The organism is Pelomonas caseinilytica (assembly GCF_021353235.1).
In the GTDB taxonomy this organism is placed as follows: domain Bacteria; phylum Pseudomonadota; class Gammaproteobacteria; order Burkholderiales; family Burkholderiaceae_C; genus Pelomonas; species Pelomonas caseinilytica.
Map to the genome: position 1 here is coordinate 291,583 of NZ_JAJTWT010000005.1, position 20,046 is coordinate 311,628.

At 67.5% G+C, this 20,046-nt stretch carries 18 protein-coding genes; 7 read left to right on the forward strand and 11 right to left on the reverse strand.

The genetic code is table 11. The features are described 5' to 3' along the window. Window positions 1-81 precede the first annotated feature (81 nt). Window positions 82-2,709, forward strand: a complete 2,628-nt coding sequence (gene alaS / locus LXT12_RS14150) for an alanine--tRNA ligase (RefSeq protein WP_233392829.1) — start codon at window positions 82-84, stop codon at window positions 2,707-2,709. A gap of 76 nt (window positions 2,710-2,785) precedes the next feature. Here alaS and LXT12_RS14155 read toward each other — a convergent pair whose 3' ends face one another. From LXT12_RS14155 to LXT12_RS14175, 5 genes are all read right to left on the reverse strand, one after another. After that, a complete protein-coding gene (locus LXT12_RS14155; protein WP_233392830.1) occupies window positions 2,786-4,981 on the reverse strand; it encodes a methyl-accepting chemotaxis protein in 2,196 nt (731 codons plus the stop codon). Window positions 4,982-5,069: 88 nt separating this feature from the next. After that, window positions 5,070-5,597 carry a chemotaxis protein CheW gene (locus LXT12_RS14160; protein WP_233392831.1) on the reverse strand — a complete coding sequence of 176 codons (528 nt, stop codon included), beginning with the start codon at window positions 5,595-5,597 and terminating at the stop codon, window positions 5,070-5,072. A gap of 27 nt (window positions 5,598-5,624) precedes the next feature. Continuing rightward, on the reverse strand, window positions 5,625-7,787 hold the full coding sequence (locus tag LXT12_RS14165; RefSeq protein WP_233392832.1) for a chemotaxis protein CheA: 2,163 nt from the start codon (window positions 7,785-7,787) through the stop codon (window positions 5,625-5,627). A 25-nt stretch (window positions 7,788-7,812) separates the two neighbouring features. Then, window positions 7,813-8,175 carry a response regulator gene (locus LXT12_RS14170; RefSeq protein ID WP_056875063.1) on the reverse strand — a complete coding sequence of 121 codons (363 nt, stop codon included), beginning with the start codon at window positions 8,173-8,175 and terminating at the stop codon, window positions 7,813-7,815. A 51-nt stretch (window positions 8,176-8,226) separates the two neighbouring features. After that, window positions 8,227-8,694 carry a hypothetical protein gene (locus tag LXT12_RS14175; RefSeq protein ID WP_233392833.1) on the reverse strand — a complete coding sequence of 156 codons (468 nt, stop codon included), beginning with the start codon at window positions 8,692-8,694 and terminating at the stop codon, window positions 8,227-8,229. A gap of 186 nt (window positions 8,695-8,880) precedes the next feature. Between LXT12_RS14175 and LXT12_RS14180 the strand changes: the two genes are divergently transcribed. The 6 genes from LXT12_RS14180 to LXT12_RS14205 all read left to right on the forward strand — a co-directional run bounded on the left by LXT12_RS14180 (window position 8,881) and on the right by LXT12_RS14205 (window position 15,358). Next, window positions 8,881-10,041 carry a hybrid sensor histidine kinase/response regulator gene (locus tag LXT12_RS14180; RefSeq protein WP_233392834.1) on the forward strand — a complete coding sequence of 387 codons (1,161 nt, stop codon included), beginning with the start codon at window positions 8,881-8,883 and terminating at the stop codon, window positions 10,039-10,041. After that, window positions 10,038-10,685 (forward strand): response regulator, encoded by a 648-nt coding sequence (locus LXT12_RS14185; RefSeq protein ID WP_233392835.1) that lies wholly within the window; start codon window positions 10,038-10,040, stop codon window positions 10,683-10,685. The genes LXT12_RS14180 and LXT12_RS14185 overlap by 4 nt, the downstream gene beginning before the upstream one ends. Before the next feature lie 120 nt (window positions 10,686-10,805). Further along, on the forward strand, window positions 10,806-12,080 hold the full coding sequence (locus LXT12_RS14190; RefSeq protein WP_233392836.1) for an efflux RND transporter periplasmic adaptor subunit: 1,275 nt from the start codon (window positions 10,806-10,808) through the stop codon (window positions 12,078-12,080). 2 nt (window positions 12,081-12,082) lie between these two features. After that, entirely contained in the window at window positions 12,083-12,778 is a 696-nt protein-coding gene (locus LXT12_RS14195; RefSeq protein WP_233392837.1) for an ABC transporter ATP-binding protein, read from the forward strand. A 91-nt stretch (window positions 12,779-12,869) separates the two neighbouring features. Then, entirely contained in the window at window positions 12,870-14,039 is a 1,170-nt protein-coding gene (locus tag LXT12_RS14200; RefSeq protein ID WP_233392838.1) for an ABC transporter permease, read from the forward strand. A 2-nt stretch (window positions 14,040-14,041) separates the two neighbouring features. Continuing rightward, window positions 14,042-15,358, forward strand: a complete 1,317-nt coding sequence (locus LXT12_RS14205; protein ID WP_233392839.1) for an ABC transporter permease — start codon at window positions 14,042-14,044, stop codon at window positions 15,356-15,358. Window positions 15,359-15,729: 371 nt separating this feature from the next. Here the strand turns inward: LXT12_RS14205 and LXT12_RS14210 are convergent, their stop codons facing one another. The 6 genes from LXT12_RS14210 to fliP form a co-directional block, all read right to left on the reverse strand. Then, window positions 15,730-16,596 carry a hypothetical protein gene (locus LXT12_RS14210; RefSeq protein ID WP_233392840.1) on the reverse strand — a complete coding sequence of 289 codons (867 nt, stop codon included), beginning with the start codon at window positions 16,594-16,596 and terminating at the stop codon, window positions 15,730-15,732. Window positions 16,597-16,862: 266 nt separating this feature from the next. Continuing rightward, window positions 16,863-17,273 (reverse strand): type II toxin-antitoxin system VapC family toxin, encoded by a 411-nt coding sequence (locus tag LXT12_RS14215; RefSeq protein WP_233392841.1) that lies wholly within the window; start codon window positions 17,271-17,273, stop codon window positions 16,863-16,865. Between the two features lie 2 nt (window positions 17,274-17,275). After that, window positions 17,276-17,548, reverse strand: coding sequence for a type II toxin-antitoxin system Phd/YefM family antitoxin (locus LXT12_RS14220; RefSeq protein WP_233392842.1), 273 nt, complete (start codon window positions 17,546-17,548; stop codon window positions 17,276-17,278). A gap of 391 nt (window positions 17,549-17,939) precedes the next feature. Then, the gene (gene fliR / locus LXT12_RS14225; RefSeq protein WP_233392984.1) at window positions 17,940-18,704 is read right to left on the reverse strand and encodes a flagellar biosynthetic protein FliR; all 765 of its coding nucleotides are present in this window, start codon (window positions 18,702-18,704) and stop codon (window positions 17,940-17,942) included. Window positions 18,705-18,843: 139 nt separating this feature from the next. Next, window positions 18,844-19,113, reverse strand: a complete 270-nt coding sequence (gene fliQ, locus LXT12_RS14230) for a flagellar biosynthesis protein FliQ (RefSeq protein ID WP_233392843.1) — start codon at window positions 19,111-19,113, stop codon at window positions 18,844-18,846. Window positions 19,114-19,127: 14 nt separating this feature from the next. Continuing rightward, on the reverse strand, window positions 19,128-19,871 hold the full coding sequence (fliP, locus tag LXT12_RS14235) for a flagellar type III secretion system pore protein FliP (RefSeq protein WP_419964777.1): 744 nt from the start codon (window positions 19,869-19,871) through the stop codon (window positions 19,128-19,130). Window positions 19,872-20,046: the final 175 nt, after the last annotated feature.

Consider the following 20,046-nt stretch of genomic DNA (forward strand, 5'->3'; position numbering starts at 1 on the left):
CGTCACTCTACCGCCGACCCGCAAGGGGCCCTCTCTACAATCGACCCTCTTTGTCACTGACCTTTTCCAGGAAGCCCCGGGATGAAAGCCGCCGAGATCCGCCAGACCTTTCTGAAGTTCTTCGAGTCGAAAGGCCACCAGATCGTCGCCTCCAGCCCCGTGGTGCCCGGCGACGACCCGACGCTGCTGTTCACCAACGCCGGCATGAACCAGTTCAAGGACGTGTTCCTGGGCTTCGACAAGCGTCCCTACAGCCGCGCGACCACCAGCCAGAAGTGCATCCGCGCCGGCGGCAAGCACAACGACCTGGACAACGTCGGCTACACCGCGCGCCACCACACCTTCTTCGAGATGCTGGGCAATTTCAGCTTCGGCGACTATTTCAAGAAGGACGCCATCGCCTACGCCTGGGAGCTGCTGACCGTGCACTTCAAGCTGCCGGCCGAGAAGCTCTGGGTCACCGTCTACGAGGAAGACGACGAGGCCTACGAGATCTGGAACAAGCAGGTCGGCGTGCCCGCCGAGCGCATCGTGCGCATCGGCGACAACAAGGGCGCGCGCTACATGTCCGACAACTTCTGGATGATGGGCGACACGGGCCCCTGCGGCCCCTGCACCGAGATCTTCTACGACCACGGCCCCGACGTGGCGGGCGGCCCTCCCGGCTCGGCCGAGCAGGACGGCGACCGCTACATCGAGATCTGGAACAACGTCTTCATGCAGTTCAACCGCACCGAAGACGGCGTCATGCACAAGCTGCCCAAGCCGAGCGTGGACACCGGCATGGGCCTGGAGCGCCTGGCCGCGGTGCTGCAGCACGTGCACAGCAACTATGAGATCGACACCTTCGTCACGCTGATCAACGCCGCCAAGAAGGCGGTCGACGAAGCCGCCGGCGGTGGCGACTGCGACATCGCCAGCCCCTCCCTCAAGGTCATCGCCGACCACATCCGCGCCTGCTCCTTCACGGTGGTGGACGGCGTCATCCCGGGCAACGCCGGCCGCGGCTACGTGCTGCGCCGCATTGCCCGCCGCGCCATCCGCCACGGCTACAAGCTCGGCGCCTGCACGCCCTTCTTCCACAAGCTCGTCGCCGCGCTCGCGGCCGAAATGGGCGACGCCTACCCCGAGCTGCGCCAGGCCGAGAAGCGCGTGATCGACGTGCTCAGGCAGGAAGAAGAGCGCTTCTTCCAGACCATCGCCACCGGCATGGAAATCCTCGAGGCGGCCCTGGCCACGGGTGGCAGCGTCGACGGCGACACCGCCTTCAAGCTGCACGACACCTATGGCTTCCCGGTCGACCTGACCGCCGACGTCTGCCGCGAGCGCGGCGTGACGGTGGACGAAGCCCGCTTCCACGAACTGCTGGAAGAGCAGAAGGCCCGTGCCCGCGCCGCCGGCAAGTTCAAGATGGCCCAGGGCCTGGCCTACAGCGGCACGCCGACCGAGTTCCACGGCTACGAACACCTCGTCTGCGAGCACAGCAAGGTCACGGCCGTCTACGTGGACGGCGTGCAGGTGAACGAGGCCCAGGCCGGCGACGATGCCGTCATCGTGCTCGACCACACGCCTTTCTACGCCGAGAGCGGCGGCCAGGTCGGCGACGCCGGCGAGCTGCGCAACGGCACGACGCGCGTGGTCGTGTCCGACACGCTCAAGATCCAGGCCGACGTCTTCGGCCACCATGGCCAGGTCGTCGAGGGCTCCGTGAAGGTGGGAGACGTCTTCGTCGCCCGCGTGGACGCCGAGCGGCGCGCCAGGACCGTGCGCAACCACAGCGCCACCCACCTGATGCACAAGGCCCTGCGCGAGGTGCTGGGCGGCCACGTGCAGCAGAAGGGCTCCCTCGTCAACGCCGAGCGCACCCGCTTCGACTTCGCGCACAACGCGCCGCTGACGGCCGAGGAGATCCGCGAGGTCGAGGCCCTGGTCAATGCCGAGATCCTCGCCAACGCCGGCGCCACGGCCCAGGTCATGGCCCTGGACGATGCGCAGAAGTCCGGCGCCATGATGCTGTTCGGCGAGAAATACGGCGACAAGGTGCGCGTGCTGTCCATCGGCTCGTCCAAGGAGCTGTGCGGCGGCACCCACGTCAAGGCCACGGGCGACATCGGCCTGTTCAAGATCGTGGGCGAGTCCGGCGTCGCGGCCGGCATCCGCCGCGTCGAGGCCGTCACGGGCGACAACGCCCTGGCCTATCTGCAATCGCTGGAGACGACGGTCCACGGCATGGCCCAGACCCTCAAGGCCGCGCCGGGCGAGCTGGGCTCGCGTCTGCAGGGCGCCCTCGACCAGATCAAGCAGCTGGAGAAGGAGCTGGCCGCCGCCAAGAGCAAGCTGGCGTCGGCCCAGGGCGACGAGCTGCTGGCCCAGGCCGTGGACGTCAAGGGCCTGAAGGTGCTGGCGGCCAAGCTCGAAGGCGCCGATGCCAAGACCCTGCGCGAGACCATGGACAAGCTCAAGGACAAGCTCAAGACGGCGGCCATCGTGCTCGCGGCCGTGGACGGCGACAAGGTGCAGCTGGCGGCCGGCGTGACGGCCGACAGCACGGGCAAGGTCAAGGCCGGCGAGCTGGTCAACTTCGTCGCCCAGCAGGTGGGCGGCAAGGGCGGCGGCAAGCCGGACATGGCCATGGCCGGCGGCACCCAGCCGGCCGGTTTGCCGGCGGCACTGCAGAGCGTCGCGGCCTGGGTGGCCGAGCGGGCCTGACGCCAGGCCCTCCAAAGACGACGGGCGGCCCGCGGGCCGCCCGCTTCGTTGTCGGCCGCTGCGGCCGACGATGGCGTTAGAAAGTCTCCCAGTCCCCGTCGTCCGCGGCGGCCGCGGCCGGGGGCGTCGGCGCTGGGCGTGGACTCGGCGCTGCCGGCGTGGCGGCGGGGCGTGGCGTCACCAGCGGCGGCGGGGCCACCACCTTGACGAGGGGCTTGGCCTTGGGGGCGGAAGCCGGCCGGTTCGTGGCCGCGGGCCGGGCCGCAGCGACGGGGGCCTTCGGCGGGGTGGGCGAGGGCGCCTGCACCACCGGCCGGGGTGCGGGAGCCGGGGCGGACCGATGGGCGGGCTCGCCGCTGGCCACGCGGAACACCGCGACCGCCTCCACCAGGCGCTGGGCCTGCTCCTTGAGGCTCTCGGCCGCCGCCGCCGACTCCTCGACGAGAGCGGCGTTCTGCTGGGTCATCTGGTCGAGCTGGACGACGGAGGTGTTGACCGAGGCGATGCCCTCGCTCTGCTCGTTCGCGGCCGAGCTGATCTCGCCGATGATGTCCTGCACCCGCTGCACGCTGGTGACGATCTCGTCCATCGTCGTGCCGGCCGTCTGCACGAGGCGGGCGCCGTTCTCCACGCGCTCGACGCTGTTGCCGATCAGGCTCTTGATCTCCTTGGCGGCCTCGGCGCTGCGCTGCGCGAGGCTGCGCACCTCGCCCGCCACGACGGCGAAGCCGCGGCCCTGTTCGCCGGCCCGCGCCGCCTCGACCGCGGCGTTCAGCGCCAGGATGTTGGTCTGGAAGGCAATGCCATCGATGACGCCGATGATGTCGGCGATCTTGCGCGAGGCGGCGTTGATCTCGTCCATGGTGGTGACCACCTGGCCCACGACTTCGCCGCCGCGCGTGGCGGCGGACACCGCCGATTGCACCAGTTGGTTGGCCGTGCGGGCCGAATCGGCCGTCTGGCGCACGGTGCCGGTCAGCTCGTTCATCGACGACGCGGCGTTCTGCAGGTTGCTGGCCGTCTGCTCGGTGCGCTGGCTGAGGTCGAGGTTGCCGGTGGCGATCTCGGTGCTGGCGGTGCCAATGCTGTCCACCGAGTTGCGCACCGTGCCGATGGTGGTGGCCAGGCGCAGGCGCATGCCTTCGGTGTCCTGGATCAGCGAGCCGATCTCGTCGTTGCGGCTGCTGCTCACCGACTGCGTCAGGTCACCCTCGGCGATGGCGCCGACGGCACGCTGCAGCGAGGCCAGCGGCTGGGCCACCCAGCGGCGCATCATCCACATCAGCCCGAAGCCCAGGCCGACGGTCGTCAGCGCCAGGGCGCCGCGGAAGAACCACAGCGTGGCCCGGCCGGCGGCCTCGGCCTCGGCATGGGACACCTGGGCGACGACCCAGTAGCCGGTCTTCTCGCTCTTGCGGGCGACGGCGAAGTTGTCGGACAGGCCGTTGCCCAGCACGTCGGGCACGTCGTCGAGTACCACCTCGTTGGCGGTCTGCTCGGACAGCCGCTTCTCGAAGCCCGGCGCGACGCTGGACAGCAGCTTGCCCTTGGCCGTGGGATGGGCGGCGAGCTGGGCCTTGGACGGGTCCTTGGGCATGGCCACGATGTAGGTGCCGCCGTGCTCGAAGAACTTGGCGCTGGAGGCCATGCGGTCCATCGCCGTCTCGAAGGCATCCAGGTCGAAGCCGACGAAGAGGATGCCGACGATCTTGCCGGCGTCGTTCTTGATCGGGTCGTAGTGCGTCATGTAGGCGCGGCCGAAGAGCAGGGCCCGGCCGGTCCAGGGCTTGCCGGCGATGACGCTGGCATAGGCCGGATGCTGTTTGCCCAGCATGGTGCCCATGGCCCGCTCGCCCTTGTCGTTCTTCAGCGAGGTGGTGATGCGTTCGAAATCGTCGCCCTTGGCGACGAAGACGGTGGCCACGCCGCCATTGACGGCTGCGAACTTGTCGACCTGGGTGAAGTTGCCGTTGAGCTTGGGACCCCAGTCGCGCAGTTCGCCGGTGGCCTCGTCGAGGGTGAAGCTGGGGCCGAAGTCCTGGCGGAAGGAGCCGAAGCTGCGCTGCACCTGCTTGGCCGCCACCTCGTCCATGGCCTGCATGGCATCGACGAGGGCTTCCGCCTTGTCGCCCACCCAGGTCTGCACCTGTTCGTTGGCGGAGCGCTTGAGGAGAGCGCCGACGACGAGGCTGACGCCCAGCAGGACGGCCGCGACGGCGATGGCGCCGGTCATCGAGACCTGACGGGCAATGGAGTGGGCGGGCTGGCTCATGGACAAACCTCCAAAGACCTCAACGGACAAGGCTCCGCAGGCCCCGCCTCGTTGCGGGGGGCTGCAAAAGAACTTCAGGAATCGGCGTTCAGGCGGCGATCGCTGCGTCCATCAGGCCCATGTCGGCGCTGCTCATCAGCCCCTCGATGTCCATCAGGATCAGCATGCGCTCGCCCACGGCGCCGATGCCGGTGATGAAGCTGGTGTCCACCGACGCCGCGTTCAGCTCGGGCGCCGGCCGGATGACGTCGCGATTGAGTTCGAGCACGTCGGAGACCGAATCGACGACGGCGCCGACGACGCGGTTCTTCACGTTCAGCACGATGACGACCGTGAAGCTGTTGTACTCGGCGCTCGGGCAGCCCAGCTTCAGGCGCAGGTCGACGATGGGGACGATGACGCCGCGCAGGTTGACGACGCCCTTGATGAAGTCGGGCGCGTTGGCGATGCGAGTGGGCTGCTCGTAGGAGCGGATCTCCTGCACCTTCAGGATGTCGATGCCGTACTCCTCGGAGCCGAGGCGGAAGGTGAGGTATTCGCCGCCGGCAGGTCCATGGGACTTGGCGGCGCTGACGGCGCCTTGCTGGCGCAGGGCGGGGACGTTGCTGGCTTCCATGCGGACCTCTTTCGTGTGTGGGATGGTTCAGTGGCGCGAACGGCGCACGAGGCTGCCGACGTCCAGGATCAGGGCCACGCGGCCGTCGCCCATGATGGTGGCGCCGGAGACGTCGCTGACCTTGCGGTAGTTGGCTTCGAGGTTCTTGACGACGACCTGCTGTTGTCCGAGCAGTTCGTCGACCAGCAGCGCGACGCGGCCGCCTTCGGCCTCGACGACGACCATGATGGAGCTGACGTGCTCGAAGTCGAAGCGCGGCACGTCGAAGACCTTCTCCAGCTCGATGACGGGCATGTACTCGTCGCGCACCTCGACGACGCGGCCCGAGCCGGCGACGGTCTTGATGGTGTCGGCCTGCACCTGGAAGGACTCGACCACCGACGACAGCGGCAGGATGTAGCACTCGTCGCCGACGCCGACGCTCATGCCATCCATGATGGCGAGCGTGAGCGGCAGGCGCACCGAGACCTTCATGCCATAGCCTTCGGCCGAGTCGATCTCGACCGTGCCGCCGAGGGAGGTGATGTTCTTCTTGACCACGTCCATGCCGACGCCGCGGCCGGACACGTCCGTCACCACCTCGGCGGTGGAGAAGCCTGGCGCGAAGATCAGGTTCCACACCTCGGCATCGGTCATGCTGTCCGGCGCGTCGATGCCCTTTTCGCGGGCCTTCTTGATCAGCTTGTCGCGGTTCAGGCCGCGGCCGTCGTCGCGCACCTCGATGACGATGCTGCCGCCCTGGTGGGAGGCGACGAGGGTGATGGTGCCCTGCTCGGGCTTGCCGCGGGCGGCGCGGTCGGCCGGCATCTCGATGCCGTGGTCGCAGCTGTTGCGCACGAGGTGGGTCAGCGGGTCGGTGATCTTCTCGACCAGGCTCTTGTCCAGCTCGGTCGCCTCGCCCTGCGTCACCAGCTCCACCTTCTTGCCCAGCTTGGCGGCCAGGTCGCGCAGCATGCGCGGGAAGCGGTTGAACACCGTCGACATCGGAATCATCCGGATCGACATGACCGATTCCTGCAGGTCGCGCGTGTTGCGCTCCAGGTCGGCCAGGCCCGAGGTCAGCTGCTGGTAGAGCGCCGGGTCGAGCTCGCGGCTGTTCTGGGCCAGCATGGCCTGGGTGATGACGAGTTCGCCAACGAGGTTGATGAGCTGGTCGACCTTCTCGATGGAGACGCGCAGGGTGGTCTGGTCCAGGCCGCCGGCGGCATGCTTGGCCTCCGTCTTGGCCGGCGTGGCCGGGCGTGCCGGCACGATGGCAGCCGCGGGCTTGGCCTCGGCGGTGGCGGCCGGCGCAGGCGCCGCTTCCGCCGCCGCACCGGCGGGCAGGCCCGGGGCGTCGTCGAAGAAGCCGTAGCCCGGGTCGGTGGACGGAGCCTCGGCCGGCGGTGCGCCGGGGGCGCCGTCGTAGAAGCCGAAGCCGGGGCCGAGGGGGATCAGCTTGACCTGGTCGCGGGCGACGTGGAAGGTGAAGAGATCCAGCAGGTCGTTGTCGGAACTGCTGGTGAGCACCTTGAAGCGGCGCATGCCATCCGACGACTGGCCCGCGTCGAGCGGCTCGATGGTGCCGAGGTCGGTGATCTCCTTGAACAGTTCGACCAGGTTCTCGGCCACGGCGGGGTCGGGCAGGGGGCCGACCTGCAGCTCCAGCAGCCGGGCGCCGGGCTTGGCCGGCGTGGCAGCGGCTGCCGCTGGTGCCTGGGCGGCCGGCGCCGGCGCGGCGGCCACCTTGGGCGCCGCGGGCGCGGCAGCAGGCGCGGCGGGCGGGGCACCGCCTTCGACGAAGGCCTTGATGTGGGTCAGCAGCTCGGTCGTGTCGACAGGATCGGCGCCGGAGCCCTGGTGGCGGCCCAGCTGGGCGCGCAGGGCGTCGCCCGACTGCAGCAGCACGTCCACCATCGCGGCGTTGGGCTGCAGCTCGTGGCGGCGCAGCTTGTCCAGCAGCGTCTCCATCTGGTGGGTCAGTTCGGCCACGTCGCTGAAGCCGAAGGTCGCCGCGCCGCCCTTGATGGAGTGGGCGCAGCGGAAGATGGCGTTCAGCTCCTCGTCGTCGGCGGCGTCGACGTTCACGTTGAGCAGCAGCTGCTCCATGTTGTCGAGGTTCTCGCCGGCCTCCTCGAAGAAGACCTGGTAGAACTGGCTGAGGTCGATGCCGGCGCTGATGCTCGCGCCTTCGGAGGTCATGTCACCCATGGCTGGTGCTCTCCTGATGCGGGCTTCAGCGAATGACCTTGCCGATCACCTCGATCAGCTTGGCCGGGTCGAAAGGCTTGACCAGCCAGCCGGTGGCGCCCGCGGCGCGGCCGGCCTGCTTCATCGCGTCGCTGGACTCGGTGGTCAGGATCAGGATGGGCGTGGTCTTGAACTTGGGGTTCTCGCGGAGTTTCTTGGTCAGGCTGATGCCGTCCATGCGGGGCATGTTCTGGTCGGTCAGCACCAGGTCGAAGTCGCGCGTGCCGGATTTTTCCCAGGCGTCCTGCCCGTCCACTGCTTCCACCACGTTGAAGCCGGCGTTCTTGAGCGTGAAGGCCACCATCTGGCGCATCGAGGCCGAATCGTCGACAGCGAGGATTGAATGCATTTGAGTTTTCTCCGAGGGAACGTGTTTGCCTGGTGCTAACGGGCCGGGGGTTCAGAAAAGTTCGATGGAGCCGGCGTCCATCTCGTCCTGCGTGACGGGATTGGGACGCAGCGGCGCGATCTCGACGACGGCGGCGCCGTCCTCGTCGTCCATGCCGAAGGTGTCGCGCGCGAGCTGGTCGGAGCAGTTGCGCAACCGCTGGCTCGTGTGTGCGATCAGCTGGGTGGCCATGTCCTGGAACTGCAGCGCGGTGATGGCGCCGGCGATGTCCTGCATGATCTGCTTGAGGCCTTCGGAGGCCGGACTGCCGTCGCTGTCGCTCAGCAGGGTCATGACCTGGTTGGAGGCGCTGTAGAAGTGGGTCGACAAGGCCTCGCCCGCGTCGTCGAGCAGCCGCTGCAGGCGCTCGAGATCGTTCGTCACCGTCATCAGGTGATCCTGCAACTCCGCAGCCGCCAGCAGTGGCAACGCGGCCACGGCTCCTTCGAATTCGGCTGCGGTGGAGGGGTCTGTCTGCATCGTGTCTCCGCGAGGGGATGCCGCTTCTTGTTCAAAGCCCTGTGGATACCCTCAGGGCCAATGCATCATGGCATGTTCAAGCGATTTTCGGCAGCCGTCGAGTTTGAGATATGGGTCAAACGAGCGGTATTACCGCTCTGACCCCGTTGAGTGTGGCGCCGGGCCGGCGGGGCATACTCTGCGCCCATGACGACTTCAGGTGTGGATCAGGCAGCCCGCGTCCTGCGCGTGCTGCACGTCGAGGATTCCGAACTGGACCATCAGCTCATCCTGGCCCAATTGACCCGTGCCGGGCTGAAGGTCGAGATGGAAAGGCTGGATGCCCGGGACGCCGTGCTTGCCGCGCTGGACCGCCCCTGGGACGCCATCATTTCCGATTTCAACCTGCCGGGCTATTCCGGCCTGGACGTGCTGGAAGCCCTCAAGGCCCGTCAGCTCCTGACGCCCTTCATCCTCATCTCCGGCGAGATCGGCGAGGACACGGCCGTGGCGGCGATGCGCAACGGCGCCTCCGACTACCTGCTCAAGAACAACCTCAACCGCCTGGCGCCGGCGCTGCTGCACGCCATCGACGCGGCCGAGAACGAGCGCGGCCGGCGCGCCGCCGACCAGGAGCTGGTCAAGTCCAAGCAGCGCCTGCACGAACTGGCCGGTCACCTGCAGACCAGCGTCGAGCTGGAGCGGGCGGCCATCGCCCGCGAGATCCATGACGACGTCGGCGGCTCGCTGACGGCCCTGAAGTTCGACCTCGCCTGGATCGACCGCCATGCCACCGAGCCCGAAGTGCGCCAGCGCGTCGCAGCGGCGCTGGAGACGGTCAATTCCGCCATCGACGCCAGCCAGCGCATCATGCACAACCTGCGCCCGGCCATCCTGGAGCAGGGCCTGGTGGCGGCACTGCAGTGGATGGCCGCGCGCTTCGAGCGCCGCACCGGCATCGAGGCCGGCCTGCTGGTCGGCGAAGAGCGCCTGGCCCTGCCGCCGGGGGTGCCCTTGGTGGCCTACCGCACCGCCCAGGAGGCGTTGACCAACGTCTCCAAGCATGCCGCAGCGACCCGCGTGGACATCGAGCTCAGCCTCGACTCCGGCGTGCTGACGCTGGAGATCCGCGACAACGGCAAGGGCATCGCCCCGGGCGACCTGGCCAAGGAGCGTTCCTTCGGCATCCGCGGCCTGCACGAGCGCGCGGCGACCGTCGGCGGCTGGGTCGACCTGAGCAGCTCACCGGGCGCTGGCACCAGCCTCATCCTCACGGTGCCGCTGGCGCAGGACGCCATCGACGCCCTCGACGACTCGACCGACTTCGGCAAGGACGACGTCGGCCAATCCATCTGGGGGCGCGTGTGATCCGGGTCATCCTCTGCGACGACCACGGCCTCATCCGCCGCGGCATCCGCGACACCCTGGCCGACGCCCAGGACATCGAGGTCGTCGGCGAAGCCGGCGACTACACCGAGCTGCGCGGCCTGCTGCACAAGCTCGGCAAGGACAACCCCTGCGACGTGCTGGTGCTGGACATCAACATGCCCGGCCGCTCGGGCCTGGACGTGCTGCACGTGCTCAAGGACGAGGGCACGCCGGTGCGCACCCTCATCGTGTCCATGTATCCCGAGGACCAGTACGCCATCCGCGCCCTGCGCGCGGGCGCCTACGGCTACGTCAACAAGGGGGGCGATCCGGCGACCCTGGTGCAGGCCGTGCGCACCGTCGCCCAGGGCCGCAAGTACGTGACGCCCGAGATCGCGCAGATGCTGGTCGAGAGCCTCACCGCGCCGGTCACCGAGCAGGCCCACCACAAGCTCTCCGACCGCGAGCTCCAGACCCTGGTGATGATCGCCTCCGGCAAGCGCCTGTCCGACATCGCCGAAGAGCTGATGCTCAGCCCCAAGACCGTCAGCGTCTACCGCGCCCGTGTGCTGGAGAAGCTCGGCTTGACCAACAACTCCGAGCTGACGGTCTACGCCATCCGCAACGGCCTGGTCGAAAGCTGAGCCGCGCCGGCGCCGGGCAAGGACGCCCGGCCGCCGTTCATCGTCCGCTGCCGTCGATTCGGCAGCCTGGCCGGCCGTTCGTCGAAATTCGGGGTCGCCGGGCAGCGCTGTCTGTGCACAATGCGCGCGGTTCCCATCTGTGACGGATTTCACGAGGAGCAGGCCATCGATACCGGATTGCTGAAGGAGCTGCGCATCGACGGCGCGCAGCGCGAGGAGCGTGGCGGCGGGCCGCCGAAGTGGGTTTGGGGCGCCGTCGCCGGCGCGGTGGTGCTGGCCCTGGCCGGCGGCGCCGCCTGGTGGTTCCTGGCCGGCCACAAGCCCGTGCCCGTGCAGACGGCCACCGTGCGCGCCAACGGCCAGGGCGCCAGCGCCGACGCTGTCCTGCAGGCGACGGGTTATGTGACGGCGCGCCGCATGGCCACCGTCTCGGCCCAGATCACCGGCACGCTGACCCAGGTCCTCATCGACGAAGGCTTCAAGGTCCACAAGGGCCAGGTCCTCGCCCGGCTCGACGACACCGGCCTGAAGGCGGCACTGGCGGCTGCCGAAGCCCAGGTCCGCACGGCCCAGGCCAACACCGGCCAGTTGCGCGCCCAGCTCGCCCAGGCCGAGGCCGACGCCCGCCGCCAGGCCGAGCTGGCCGCCAGCGGCATGACGACACGCCAGACCCAGGAGCAGACCGCCACCGCCGTGAAGGCCTACACCGCCCAGCTGGAGGCGGCGCAGCGCCAGGTCGAGGCGGCCCAGGCCCAGGTGCGCCAGGCCCAGGTCAACTTCGACTACGCCACCGTCAGGGCGCCGTTCGACGGCGTCGTCACGGCCCGTGCCGCCCAGGTGGGCGAGATCATCTCGCCGCTGTCGGCTGGCGGCGGCTTCACCCGGACCGGCGTGGGCACCATCGTTGACATGGATTCGCTCGAGGTGAACGTCGACGTCAACGAGGCCTACATCGCCCAGGTCAGGCCCGACATGCCCTGCGAGGCCGTGCTCGACGCCTACCCCGACTGGAAGATCCCCGCCCGGGTCGTCGCCGTCATCCCGAGCGCCGACCGCGGCAAGGCGACCGTCAAGGTCCGCGTGGCCCTGGACCAGAAGGACGAGCGCGTCGTGCCCGACATGGGCGTGCGCGTCAGCTTCCTGGCCGCCCGGCCCAAGGCCGAGGCCAAGCCGGTGCCGGGCGTGCTGCTGCCGCCTGACGCCCTGGTCCAGCGGGACGGCGCGCAGGTCGTCTTCGTCGTCCAGGACGGGCGCGCCGAACAGCGCACCGTCCAGCTCGGGGCCGACGTGGGCAAGTTCAAGCTGGCCACGTCCGGCTTGAAGGCCGGCGAGACCGTCGTCGTCTCGCCCCCCGCCGAGCTGAAGCAAGGTTCCACCATCGCCACCAAGGAGTGAGCATGAGCGCACTGATCCAGGTCCGCGACCTGTCCAAGGTCTACACCCGCGGCAAGCAGAAGGTCGAGGTGCTGCACAGCATCAACCTCGACGTGCAACAAGGCGACTTCCTCGCGCTGATGGGCCCCTCCGGCTCCGGCAAGACGACGCTGCTCAACCTCATGGGCGGGCTGGACGCACCCAGCGGCGGCTCCATCACCGTGGGCGGCGAGCGCATCGACCAGCTGTCGGGCGCGGCCTTGGCCAAGTGGCGGGCCTCGCGCGTCGGCTTCGTCTTCCAGTTCTACAACCTCATGCCCACGCTGTCGGCGCAGAAGAATGTCGAGCTGCCGCTGCTGCTGACCAAGCTGTCGGCGGGCGAACGCAGGAAGCGCGCGGCCATCGCGCTGCAGCTCGTCGGCCTGGCCGACCGCGCCTCCCACAAGCCCACCGAGCTGTCGGGCGGCCAGCAGCAGCGTGTCTCCATCGCCCGGGCCATCGTGTCCGACCCGACCCTGCTCGTCTGCGACGAGCCCACCGGCGACCTGGACCGCCAGTCGGCCGAGGATGTGCTGACGCTGCTGCAGGCCCTCAACCGCGAGCACGGCAAGACCATCGTCATGGTCACGCACGACCCGCGTGCCGCGGCCCGCGCCAGCCACACGCTGCACCTCGACAAGGGCACCCTGGTGACCGAAGCCGACCTGGCCGCCGCCTGAGCGAGGTCCACATGCGGCCCCCACGCAAACTTCATCTGCCGCCCCTCAAGGGGGCGCCCAGCCTCCTCGAGGCGGCTCTGCGGAGACTGGCATGAAATACCTCCACCTCGTCTGGGCGGCGCTGTTCAGGCGCAAGCTGCGGACCATCCTGACCCTGGTCTCCATCATCACGGCCTTCCTGCTCTTCGGGCTGCTGGACGCGGTGCGCGTCGGCTTCGACCAGGCCGGCAAGACGGCCAACGGCGCCCAACGCCTGCAGACGGGCTCCAAACTGTCCTTCATCCAGCTGCTGCCCATGTCGCTGGGCGCGCGCATCTCGCAGATCGACGGCGTCAAGGAGGTCACCTTCGCCAACTGGTTCGGCGGGGCTTACCAGAAGCCCGAGAACCAGGTCTTCAGCTTCGCCGTGGCGCCCAACTACCTCGACGTCTACCCGGAGATGGAAGTCTCGGCCGAGCACCGCAAGGCCTTTGCCGAGACCAAGAACGGCGCGCTCGTCGGCGAAGGCCTGGCGCGCAAGTTCGGCTGGAAGGTCGGGGACCAGGTGCCCATGCAGTCCACCATCTTCCCCGACCGTAACGGCAGCCAGAACTGGCCCTTCCAGATCGTCGGCGTCATCCACGTCGCCGACAAGAAGTCCGGCGCCTGGTACGACCAGATGTTCCTGCTCAACTGGAAGTACTTCGACGACACCACCCCCTGGAACCAGGGCCAGGTGGGCTGGTACGTGACGCGTGTCAAGGACGTCAACCAGGCCGACCGCGTGCTCAAGGCCATCGATGCCATCTCGGCCAACTCCGACCACGAGACCCGCACCATGACCGAGCAGGCCGCGATGTCCAGCTGGATGAAGCAGGTGGCCGACATCAACCTCATCGTCACCTCCATCATGGGCGCGGTCTTCTTTACGCTGCTGCTGCTGGCCGGCAACACCATGATGCAGGCCGTGCGCGAGCGCACCGGCGAGATCGCCGTGCTCAAGACGCTGGGCTTTTCAGGCGGCAGCGTCCTCGGCATGGTGCTGGCCGAGTCGGTGCTGTTGCTGCTCATCGGCGGCGTCATCGGACTGGTGCTGGCCAGCGTCATCGGGCCGGCCGTCAGCGCGGGCAGCGGCGGCACGCTGAACCTGCCGGCCGCGGGCCTGGCCAGCTGGGCGATCGGCGTCGGCCTGGCCCTCTTCTTCGGGCTGGCCGTGGGCGCCTTCCCGGCGCTGCGCGCCATGCGCGTGAACATCACCGATGCACTCGCCGGGAGGGCCTGACCATGCGATTCCTGAAGAACTTCGGCCTCGTGCTGCTGACCCTGCTGGCCCTGGCCGTCTGGGTGATGCTGCCCTGGCAGGGCGCCCTCGTCGCGGCGGTCCTGCTGGCGCTGTGGATGTTCCTGTTCCGCAGCGGCGCCCAGACCCGCTCGGTCGCCGCGGTCGGCATCAGCACGCTCACGCAGCGGCTGGGCTCGTCCGCGGTCATCGTCGTGGGCATCGCCGGTGTGGTGGGCGTGCTCGTGGCCCTGCTCGCCATGGCCGAGGGCTATGCCCAGACCCTGCGCAACTCCGGCAGCCTCGACACCGCCATCGTCATGCGCGGCGCCTCGGCCAACGAGGTGTCGTCCTCGCTCAGCCGCGAGGACCTGGTCCAGATCGAACAGGCACCGGGCGTGGCCCGCAATGCCAAGGGCGAACCCATCATCTCGGCGGAGACCGTGGTGGCGGCCAACCTGCCCGTGCGCGGCAGCACCACCGGCGACGAGGGCAGCGCGCAGCTGCGCGGCGTCAGCGAGGCGGCCTTCACTGTGCGGCCCAACGTCAAGATCATCGAGGGCCGGACCTTCCAGCCGGGGTTGCGCGAGATCGTCGTCGGCAAGGGCGCGGTGCGGCAGTTCTCGGGCCTGCAGGTGGGCGGCACGCTCAAACTCGGCAACCAGCCCTGGACCATCGTCGGCATCTTCGCCTCGGGCGACGCGATGGAGTCCGAGCTCTGGGCCGACGCCAATGTCGTCAACGACACCTACCGGCGCGGCGCGGGCCGCAACTCAGCCACGGTGAAGCTGGAGAACGCCGCCGCCATCAAGGCCTTCAGCGAGGCCCTGGAGGCCAACCCGCAGCTCAAGGTCAAGGCCAGCACCACGCTGGAGTTCTTCGCCAAGCAGAGCGAGCAGATGACCAAGATCCTGCGCGTCATCGGCATCACCGTGGGTGCCATCATGGCCGTGGGCGCGGTCTTCGGTGCACTGAACACGATGTTCGCGGCGGTGGCGACGCGGGCCCGCGAGATCGCCACGCTGCGCGCCATCGGCTTCCGCGGCCTGCCGGTCGTCGTCGCGGTGATGCTGGAGACCATGTTGCTGGCCCTGATCGGCGGGGCCATCGGCGGCGCCATTGCCTGGCTGGTGTTCAACGGCTTCGAGGCCTCGACCATGGCCATGGGCTCCGTCGGCAAGCTGAGCTTCAACCTCGCGGTGTCGCCGGGCCTGCTGTGGGAGGGCATCAAGTGGGCCCTGGCCATCGGCTTTGTCGGCGGACTGTTCCCGGCGGTGCGGGCGGCGTCGCTGCCAGTGACGACGGCGCTGCGGGAGGCTTGAGGCGGCTGACTCTTCGAGCGATCGACCATCCGTCGTCGCTTGAGGGAACGGTGGCTTCGGGTTGGTGTAGGTCGGTTTCAGGCTGGTCAGAGTCATTTGCCCGTGCCCACCGGAACGTCAGCTGCAGCCGTCACCAGTCATTCGAATCAGGCCGCCGGCTGCGACCGCTTGAGCCTTGAGACCAGATACTCGCCGGCCGGTGCCGGCCGTCGGGCTGCGAATGACCGGCCGCGGCTCGGGTGAACTGGTACTTCCGACCCTGAGGCGACATTCGAGCTTTAGATTTCAACGCCAGGATGCCGCCGCCCAAAACACCCGCTTACGGAGCAATCGATTCAACCCTCAACTGTCGTGGCTCGGCGGGCGAGCATTCAATTGTTACTCCAATCATCGACCGCCCAACGCCTCGATCGATAATCGAGCGTTATAACGCTTCCCATCAAGTCGCGTAAGCCAAGTAAACCAGCGATTTTTTGCTTGATATTGAAGTCGGGGTGCTCGCAATAAGAAACACGAAAGGTCTTCACTTCATACTGCAAGCCGATGTTCAAGGGGCCAGGCCTATCTGTCTCAAAGCAGCTAACCTGCTTGCCCCAGCTGTTGACTTTGTACTCGACAATGCCAGGACCAGCAACAGGCGGCCGCTCCACTAGATCTGCCCACGCGCTCGCTGTCAGTGGACTTAATCCGAAGCTTGCTGCTCCCGTATCCAGCATTGCGTATTTAATTTCCCCCGATGGCACTCTCACTTCTACCAAGAGGTGGCCACCAACCTCATACCATTGAGCATAGATAAGCGGCTGAGCCTTTGGCGATGAGGCCAGGACTGCGCCCCGATCGAATTTGTATCGAGAATTGCGCAGATCGAGAACAAGACTTCCATTTTCAAAGAAGGCATTACCTACCGAGGCGATTGTCTCGCAATCGCCTTTTTGGATTTGTTCCAGATGTCGCTTGTCGACAGCGTATTTTTTAACTACTCCCGCTACTTCAAAATTTATCTGTGTCGAGTCTCCACTCGCATCGCTATGCCATTGAAATTCTCCGTTCATGCCAGTGTCCAATTGCACAGTGCACGGGTGCCCATCAAATTCCGCAGGCAATGCCAGTGCAACGCGCTCCTTCGGGCGCTCGGGAGTCACTCTGTCATATTTCCAGACGAAAGAACGCCAATCTGCATGCGCATGCACATGAAATAGAGCCATGCACGTGGCAAGCAACGGAATAATCAGGCGCATGAATCACCCTTTCCAATCGCAAATATGAATGTCTGCACCTGGCCGGCAGCGTGAGCCCATGGACTATGCTGTCAGCGGACACCCGGCGCAGCAACCGTGCTGGCCGAACGGCTGCCTTGTGAATATTCACCCGAGCTCGCGCTGCCGGCCACTACCTACCGCTCGTTGATGTCAGGTTCGGGGGAGCGATGCTGCGCACGAAGGGGGGCGGCACTCGCCGTAAGCTGTCTTACGGCGTCGACGTCCTATGTTCGTTGCGTACGGCGTTAAACGAATGGATCGATAAGCCGCACGCCGGTTCCGGCAAAGTCGCGCACGTTGCGGGTAACGAGCGTCATCCCATGCTCGAGTGCAGTGGCTGCGATCACGGAGTTGCGCCAAGCGCGCGGATTGGGGACGTGCAGAGGCGCACACAGTCGGGCCCCGCGCGCCGTGAAGGGTAGTGTTCGACCGTCATACGCGGCCTCGAGCCCTTCGATCCAAATCTTGAGACTGGCCGCCTGGGGCGCATCGCTGCGAGCCTTGAGTTCATAGCCCAGCCACAACTCGAGCAGTACGACTGCCGACAGATAGAACTGCTCAGCTGGAAAGCGCGCAGCCCAACTGCGCACCGCCGCCGAGGGCTGCTTCTTGCCGGAACGCAGTTCGGAGACGACGTTGGTGTCGAGCAAGAACATGCTCAGTCCAGATCGGCTGCCGACGGCTGGTCGATCAGGCGGGGAGGTTCGAAGTCCATGCCCGTCGTGTCTGGGAGTCCATCCATGAGCTCCAGGAGGCTGCGACTTGGCTGGCGGCTCCCGCCGAGCTCATAGAAGTCGTCGATGCGCAGCAACGCGTAGGCAGGATGGCCGCGATCGGTGATCAGTACCGGGCCCATGTCTGCCGCCCGCTTGGCACCAGCCAGATCACGGGCGAATTGGCGTGCTGGGATGGTTGTAATCTGCTTGGACATAGGGTGACTCCTGCGCGGCCGCCTTCCAAATGTCAGCATGTTATGACATTTGACCCGTCAAGGCAAACAGCCCTGCATCCCCAGCGAACTCCTTTTACGTACAGTCCCGCCGTGCAGAGCGAGAGTCAGGTTCTCGGCGCTCAGCCGGTGAGGCGAATGTCGCTGATGGGGTCGGACCCGGAGATCCGCGACGACGAACAGCGGCCATTCGCATGGCCCCTGGCGGCATGTGTGACGCGAGCGACGGCTGCCCGCTGAAGCCGGTCGTTGACACTGTCACCGGCATCGCGCGGCAGTGACCGCGATGCGCGCGACACCGTGAGCCCGGCAGCCGTGGCCGACACACCGAGATCGCTGTGAAGCCGCCTTTAGCCGAGACTCAAGCGCTCGATCAGCTGAACGCCGCCAGCAGCCGCTCCAGCGCCACGGTGAAGGGCGTCTGCATCAGCGGCAGCGTGGCCACCATGCCGATCAGGCCGACGCTGACGGTCAGCGGGAAGCCGACCGAGAAGACGCCGATCTGGGGGGCGACGCGCGAGATCACGCCGAGCACCAGGTTGACGAACATCAGCATGGTGATGAGGGGCAGGGCGATCCACAACCCGATGCTGAAGATCTCCGCCCCCCATTCCTGCGGCCTGGCCGCGCGCAGGAAGGCGAAGGGCTCGGCGCCCACCGGGAAGGCGTGGAAGCTCTGCACCAAGGCGTTGATGAGCAGCAGGTGGCCGTTGATGGCGATGAAGAGGAAGGCCACCATGCTGCCGAAGAAGCGCGCGCTGGCGGTGCCCTGGGCGCCGGTGCCGGGGTCGAAGAAGCCGGCGAAGTTCAGGCCCATCTGCAGGCCGATCAGTTCGCCGGCGAACTCGAGGGCCGCGAACACGATGCGCACCGCGAAGCCCATGGCCAGGCCGATCAGCAGCTGCTGGGCGATGAGCAGGGTGAGGGCGGGGAAGGAGTCCAGCGGCGTGGCGGGAATCTCGGGCAGCGAGGGCTGGGCCGCGACGGCGATGAAGAGCGACAGGCCGACGCGCAGGCGCAGCGGCACGTTGCGCTGGCTGAAGGTGGGCATGCCGGCGAAGAGGGCCAGCGTGCGGATGAAGGGCCACAGAAGTGGGTTCAGCCAGGCGAGGAGTTGGGGTTCGGTGACGGTGAACATCCCGTTCAGGCTCCAAACGGGTCGCTTTTGCATGGAGCCTTTGTGACTCGGTGCACCGAGCCGGGGCGGATTCCCGCGGCGGTGCAGCGAGTCGCAAAGGCTCTTCGCAAGAGCAACCTCAAGCAAGTTCGGGCAAAACTCAACCCACCACCGAAGGAATCGTCTGCAACGTCCGCTGGATGTACTCCACCAGCGTCGTCATCATCCACGGCCCCGCGACGGCCAGCGTCAGCACGGCCGCAACGACCTTGGGCACGAAGGACAGCGTCGCCTCGTTGATCTGCGTCGCTGCCTGGATGACGCTGATCACCACGCCGACGAGCAGCACGACGATGAGCACCGGCGCGGCCACCAGCATGAGCATGTACAGGCCTTGCTGGCCGAAGGTGAAGACTTGTTGGGCGTCCATGGCGGTCGGGTCGTTCAGGTCACGAAGCTGGCTGCGAGCGAGCCCAGCAGGAGATTCCAGCCGTCTGCCAGCACGAACAGCATCAGCTTGAAGGGCAGGGCGACGAGCACCGGCGACAGCATCATCATCCCCAGGCTCATCAGCACGCTGGCCACGATCATGTCGATGACCAGGAAGGGGATGAAGATGAGGAAGGCGATCTGGAAGGCGCTTTTCAGCTCGCTGGTCACGAAGGAAGGCACCAGCACCTTGAAGGGCACGTCCTCGGCCTTGACGCTCGGGTCGAGCTTGGCCAGGCGCGAGAAGAGGGCCACGTCGGCCTGGCGCGTCTGCTTGAGCATGAAGGCCCGCATCGGCACCTCGGCGCGCTTCAGGGCCTCGTCGAACTGGATCTGCCCGGCGCTGTAGGGCTGCCAGGCCTCGGCGTAGACCTTGTCCAGCGTCGGGCTCATGACGAAGAAGGTCAGGAACAGGCTCAGGCCGACGATGACCTGGTTGGGCGGCGCCGCCTGGGTGCCCAGGGCCTGGCGCATCAGGCTGAGCACGATGGCGATGCGCGTGAAGGCCGTCATCATCAACAGCACCGCAGGCAGGAAGCCCAGGGCCGTGAAGAACAGCAGCGTCTGGATGGGCACCGAGTAGCTGCCGCCGGCGCCCTGGCCGACGAGCAGCGGCAGTGTGGCTGGCGGGGTCTGGCCCTGCTGTGCGAAGGCGGTGCCGGCGGCGGCCAGCAGCGCGAGCGTGACCGTGGTCTTCACCGCGGGCCGAGCGCCGGGCCGCCCCAAGCCGGCCCGCGGGCGATGTGCTTGCGGCTCGACGCCGCAAGCATCGCCGTCCCCTTGGGGGCTGAGGCCGGACACGGCAAGTCCTGAGGACTTGCCGCGCCCGCCGAAGAGCAGCCGCTCTGTCGGCTGCGCGGTCTGCAAGACCGAC

Excerpts from the sequence above, each read along its gene's own strand:
- LXT12_RS14210 (WP_233392840.1), bottom strand. The coding sequence starts at position 16,596 with ATGCGCCTGATTATTCCGTTGCTTGCCACGTGCATGGCTCTATTTCAT.
- LXT12_RS14155 (WP_233392830.1), bottom strand. The coding sequence starts at position 4,981 with ATGAGCCAGCCCGCCCACTCCATTGCCCGTCAGGTCTCGATGACCGGC.
- LXT12_RS14205 (WP_233392839.1), top strand. The coding sequence starts at position 14,042 with ATGCGATTCCTGAAGAACTTCGGCCTCGTGCTGCTGACCCTGCTGGCC.
- LXT12_RS14215 (WP_233392841.1), bottom strand. The coding sequence starts at position 17,273 with ATGTTCTTGCTCGACACCAACGTCGTCTCCGAACTGCGTTCCGGCAAG.
- LXT12_RS14160 (WP_233392831.1), bottom strand. The coding sequence starts at position 5,597 with ATGGAAGCCAGCAACGTCCCCGCCCTGCGCCAGCAAGGCGCCGTCAGC.
- fliR (WP_233392984.1), bottom strand. The coding sequence starts at position 18,704 with ATGTTCACCGTCACCGAACCCCAACTCCTCGCCTGGCTGAACCCACTT.
- LXT12_RS14195 (WP_233392837.1), top strand. The coding sequence starts at position 12,083 with ATGAGCGCACTGATCCAGGTCCGCGACCTGTCCAAGGTCTACACCCGC.
- LXT12_RS14175 (WP_233392833.1), bottom strand. The coding sequence starts at position 8,694 with ATGCAGACAGACCCCTCCACCGCAGCCGAATTCGAAGGAGCCGTGGCC.
- LXT12_RS14180 (WP_233392834.1), top strand. The coding sequence starts at position 8,881 with ATGACGACTTCAGGTGTGGATCAGGCAGCCCGCGTCCTGCGCGTGCTG.
- LXT12_RS14220 (WP_233392842.1), bottom strand. The coding sequence starts at position 17,548 with ATGTCCAAGCAGATTACAACCATCCCAGCACGCCAATTCGCCCGTGAT.
- alaS (WP_233392829.1), top strand. The coding sequence starts at position 82 with ATGAAAGCCGCCGAGATCCGCCAGACCTTTCTGAAGTTCTTCGAGTCG.
- LXT12_RS14170 (WP_056875063.1), bottom strand. The coding sequence starts at position 8,175 with ATGCATTCAATCCTCGCTGTCGACGATTCGGCCTCGATGCGCCAGATG.
- LXT12_RS14190 (WP_233392836.1), top strand. The coding sequence starts at position 10,806 with ATGCGCGCGGTTCCCATCTGTGACGGATTTCACGAGGAGCAGGCCATC.
- fliQ (WP_233392843.1), bottom strand. The coding sequence starts at position 19,113 with ATGGACGCCCAACAAGTCTTCACCTTCGGCCAGCAAGGCCTGTACATG.
- LXT12_RS14165 (WP_233392832.1), bottom strand. The coding sequence starts at position 7,787 with ATGGGTGACATGACCTCCGAAGGCGCGAGCATCAGCGCCGGCATCGAC.
- LXT12_RS14200 (WP_233392838.1), top strand. The coding sequence starts at position 12,870 with ATGAAATACCTCCACCTCGTCTGGGCGGCGCTGTTCAGGCGCAAGCTG.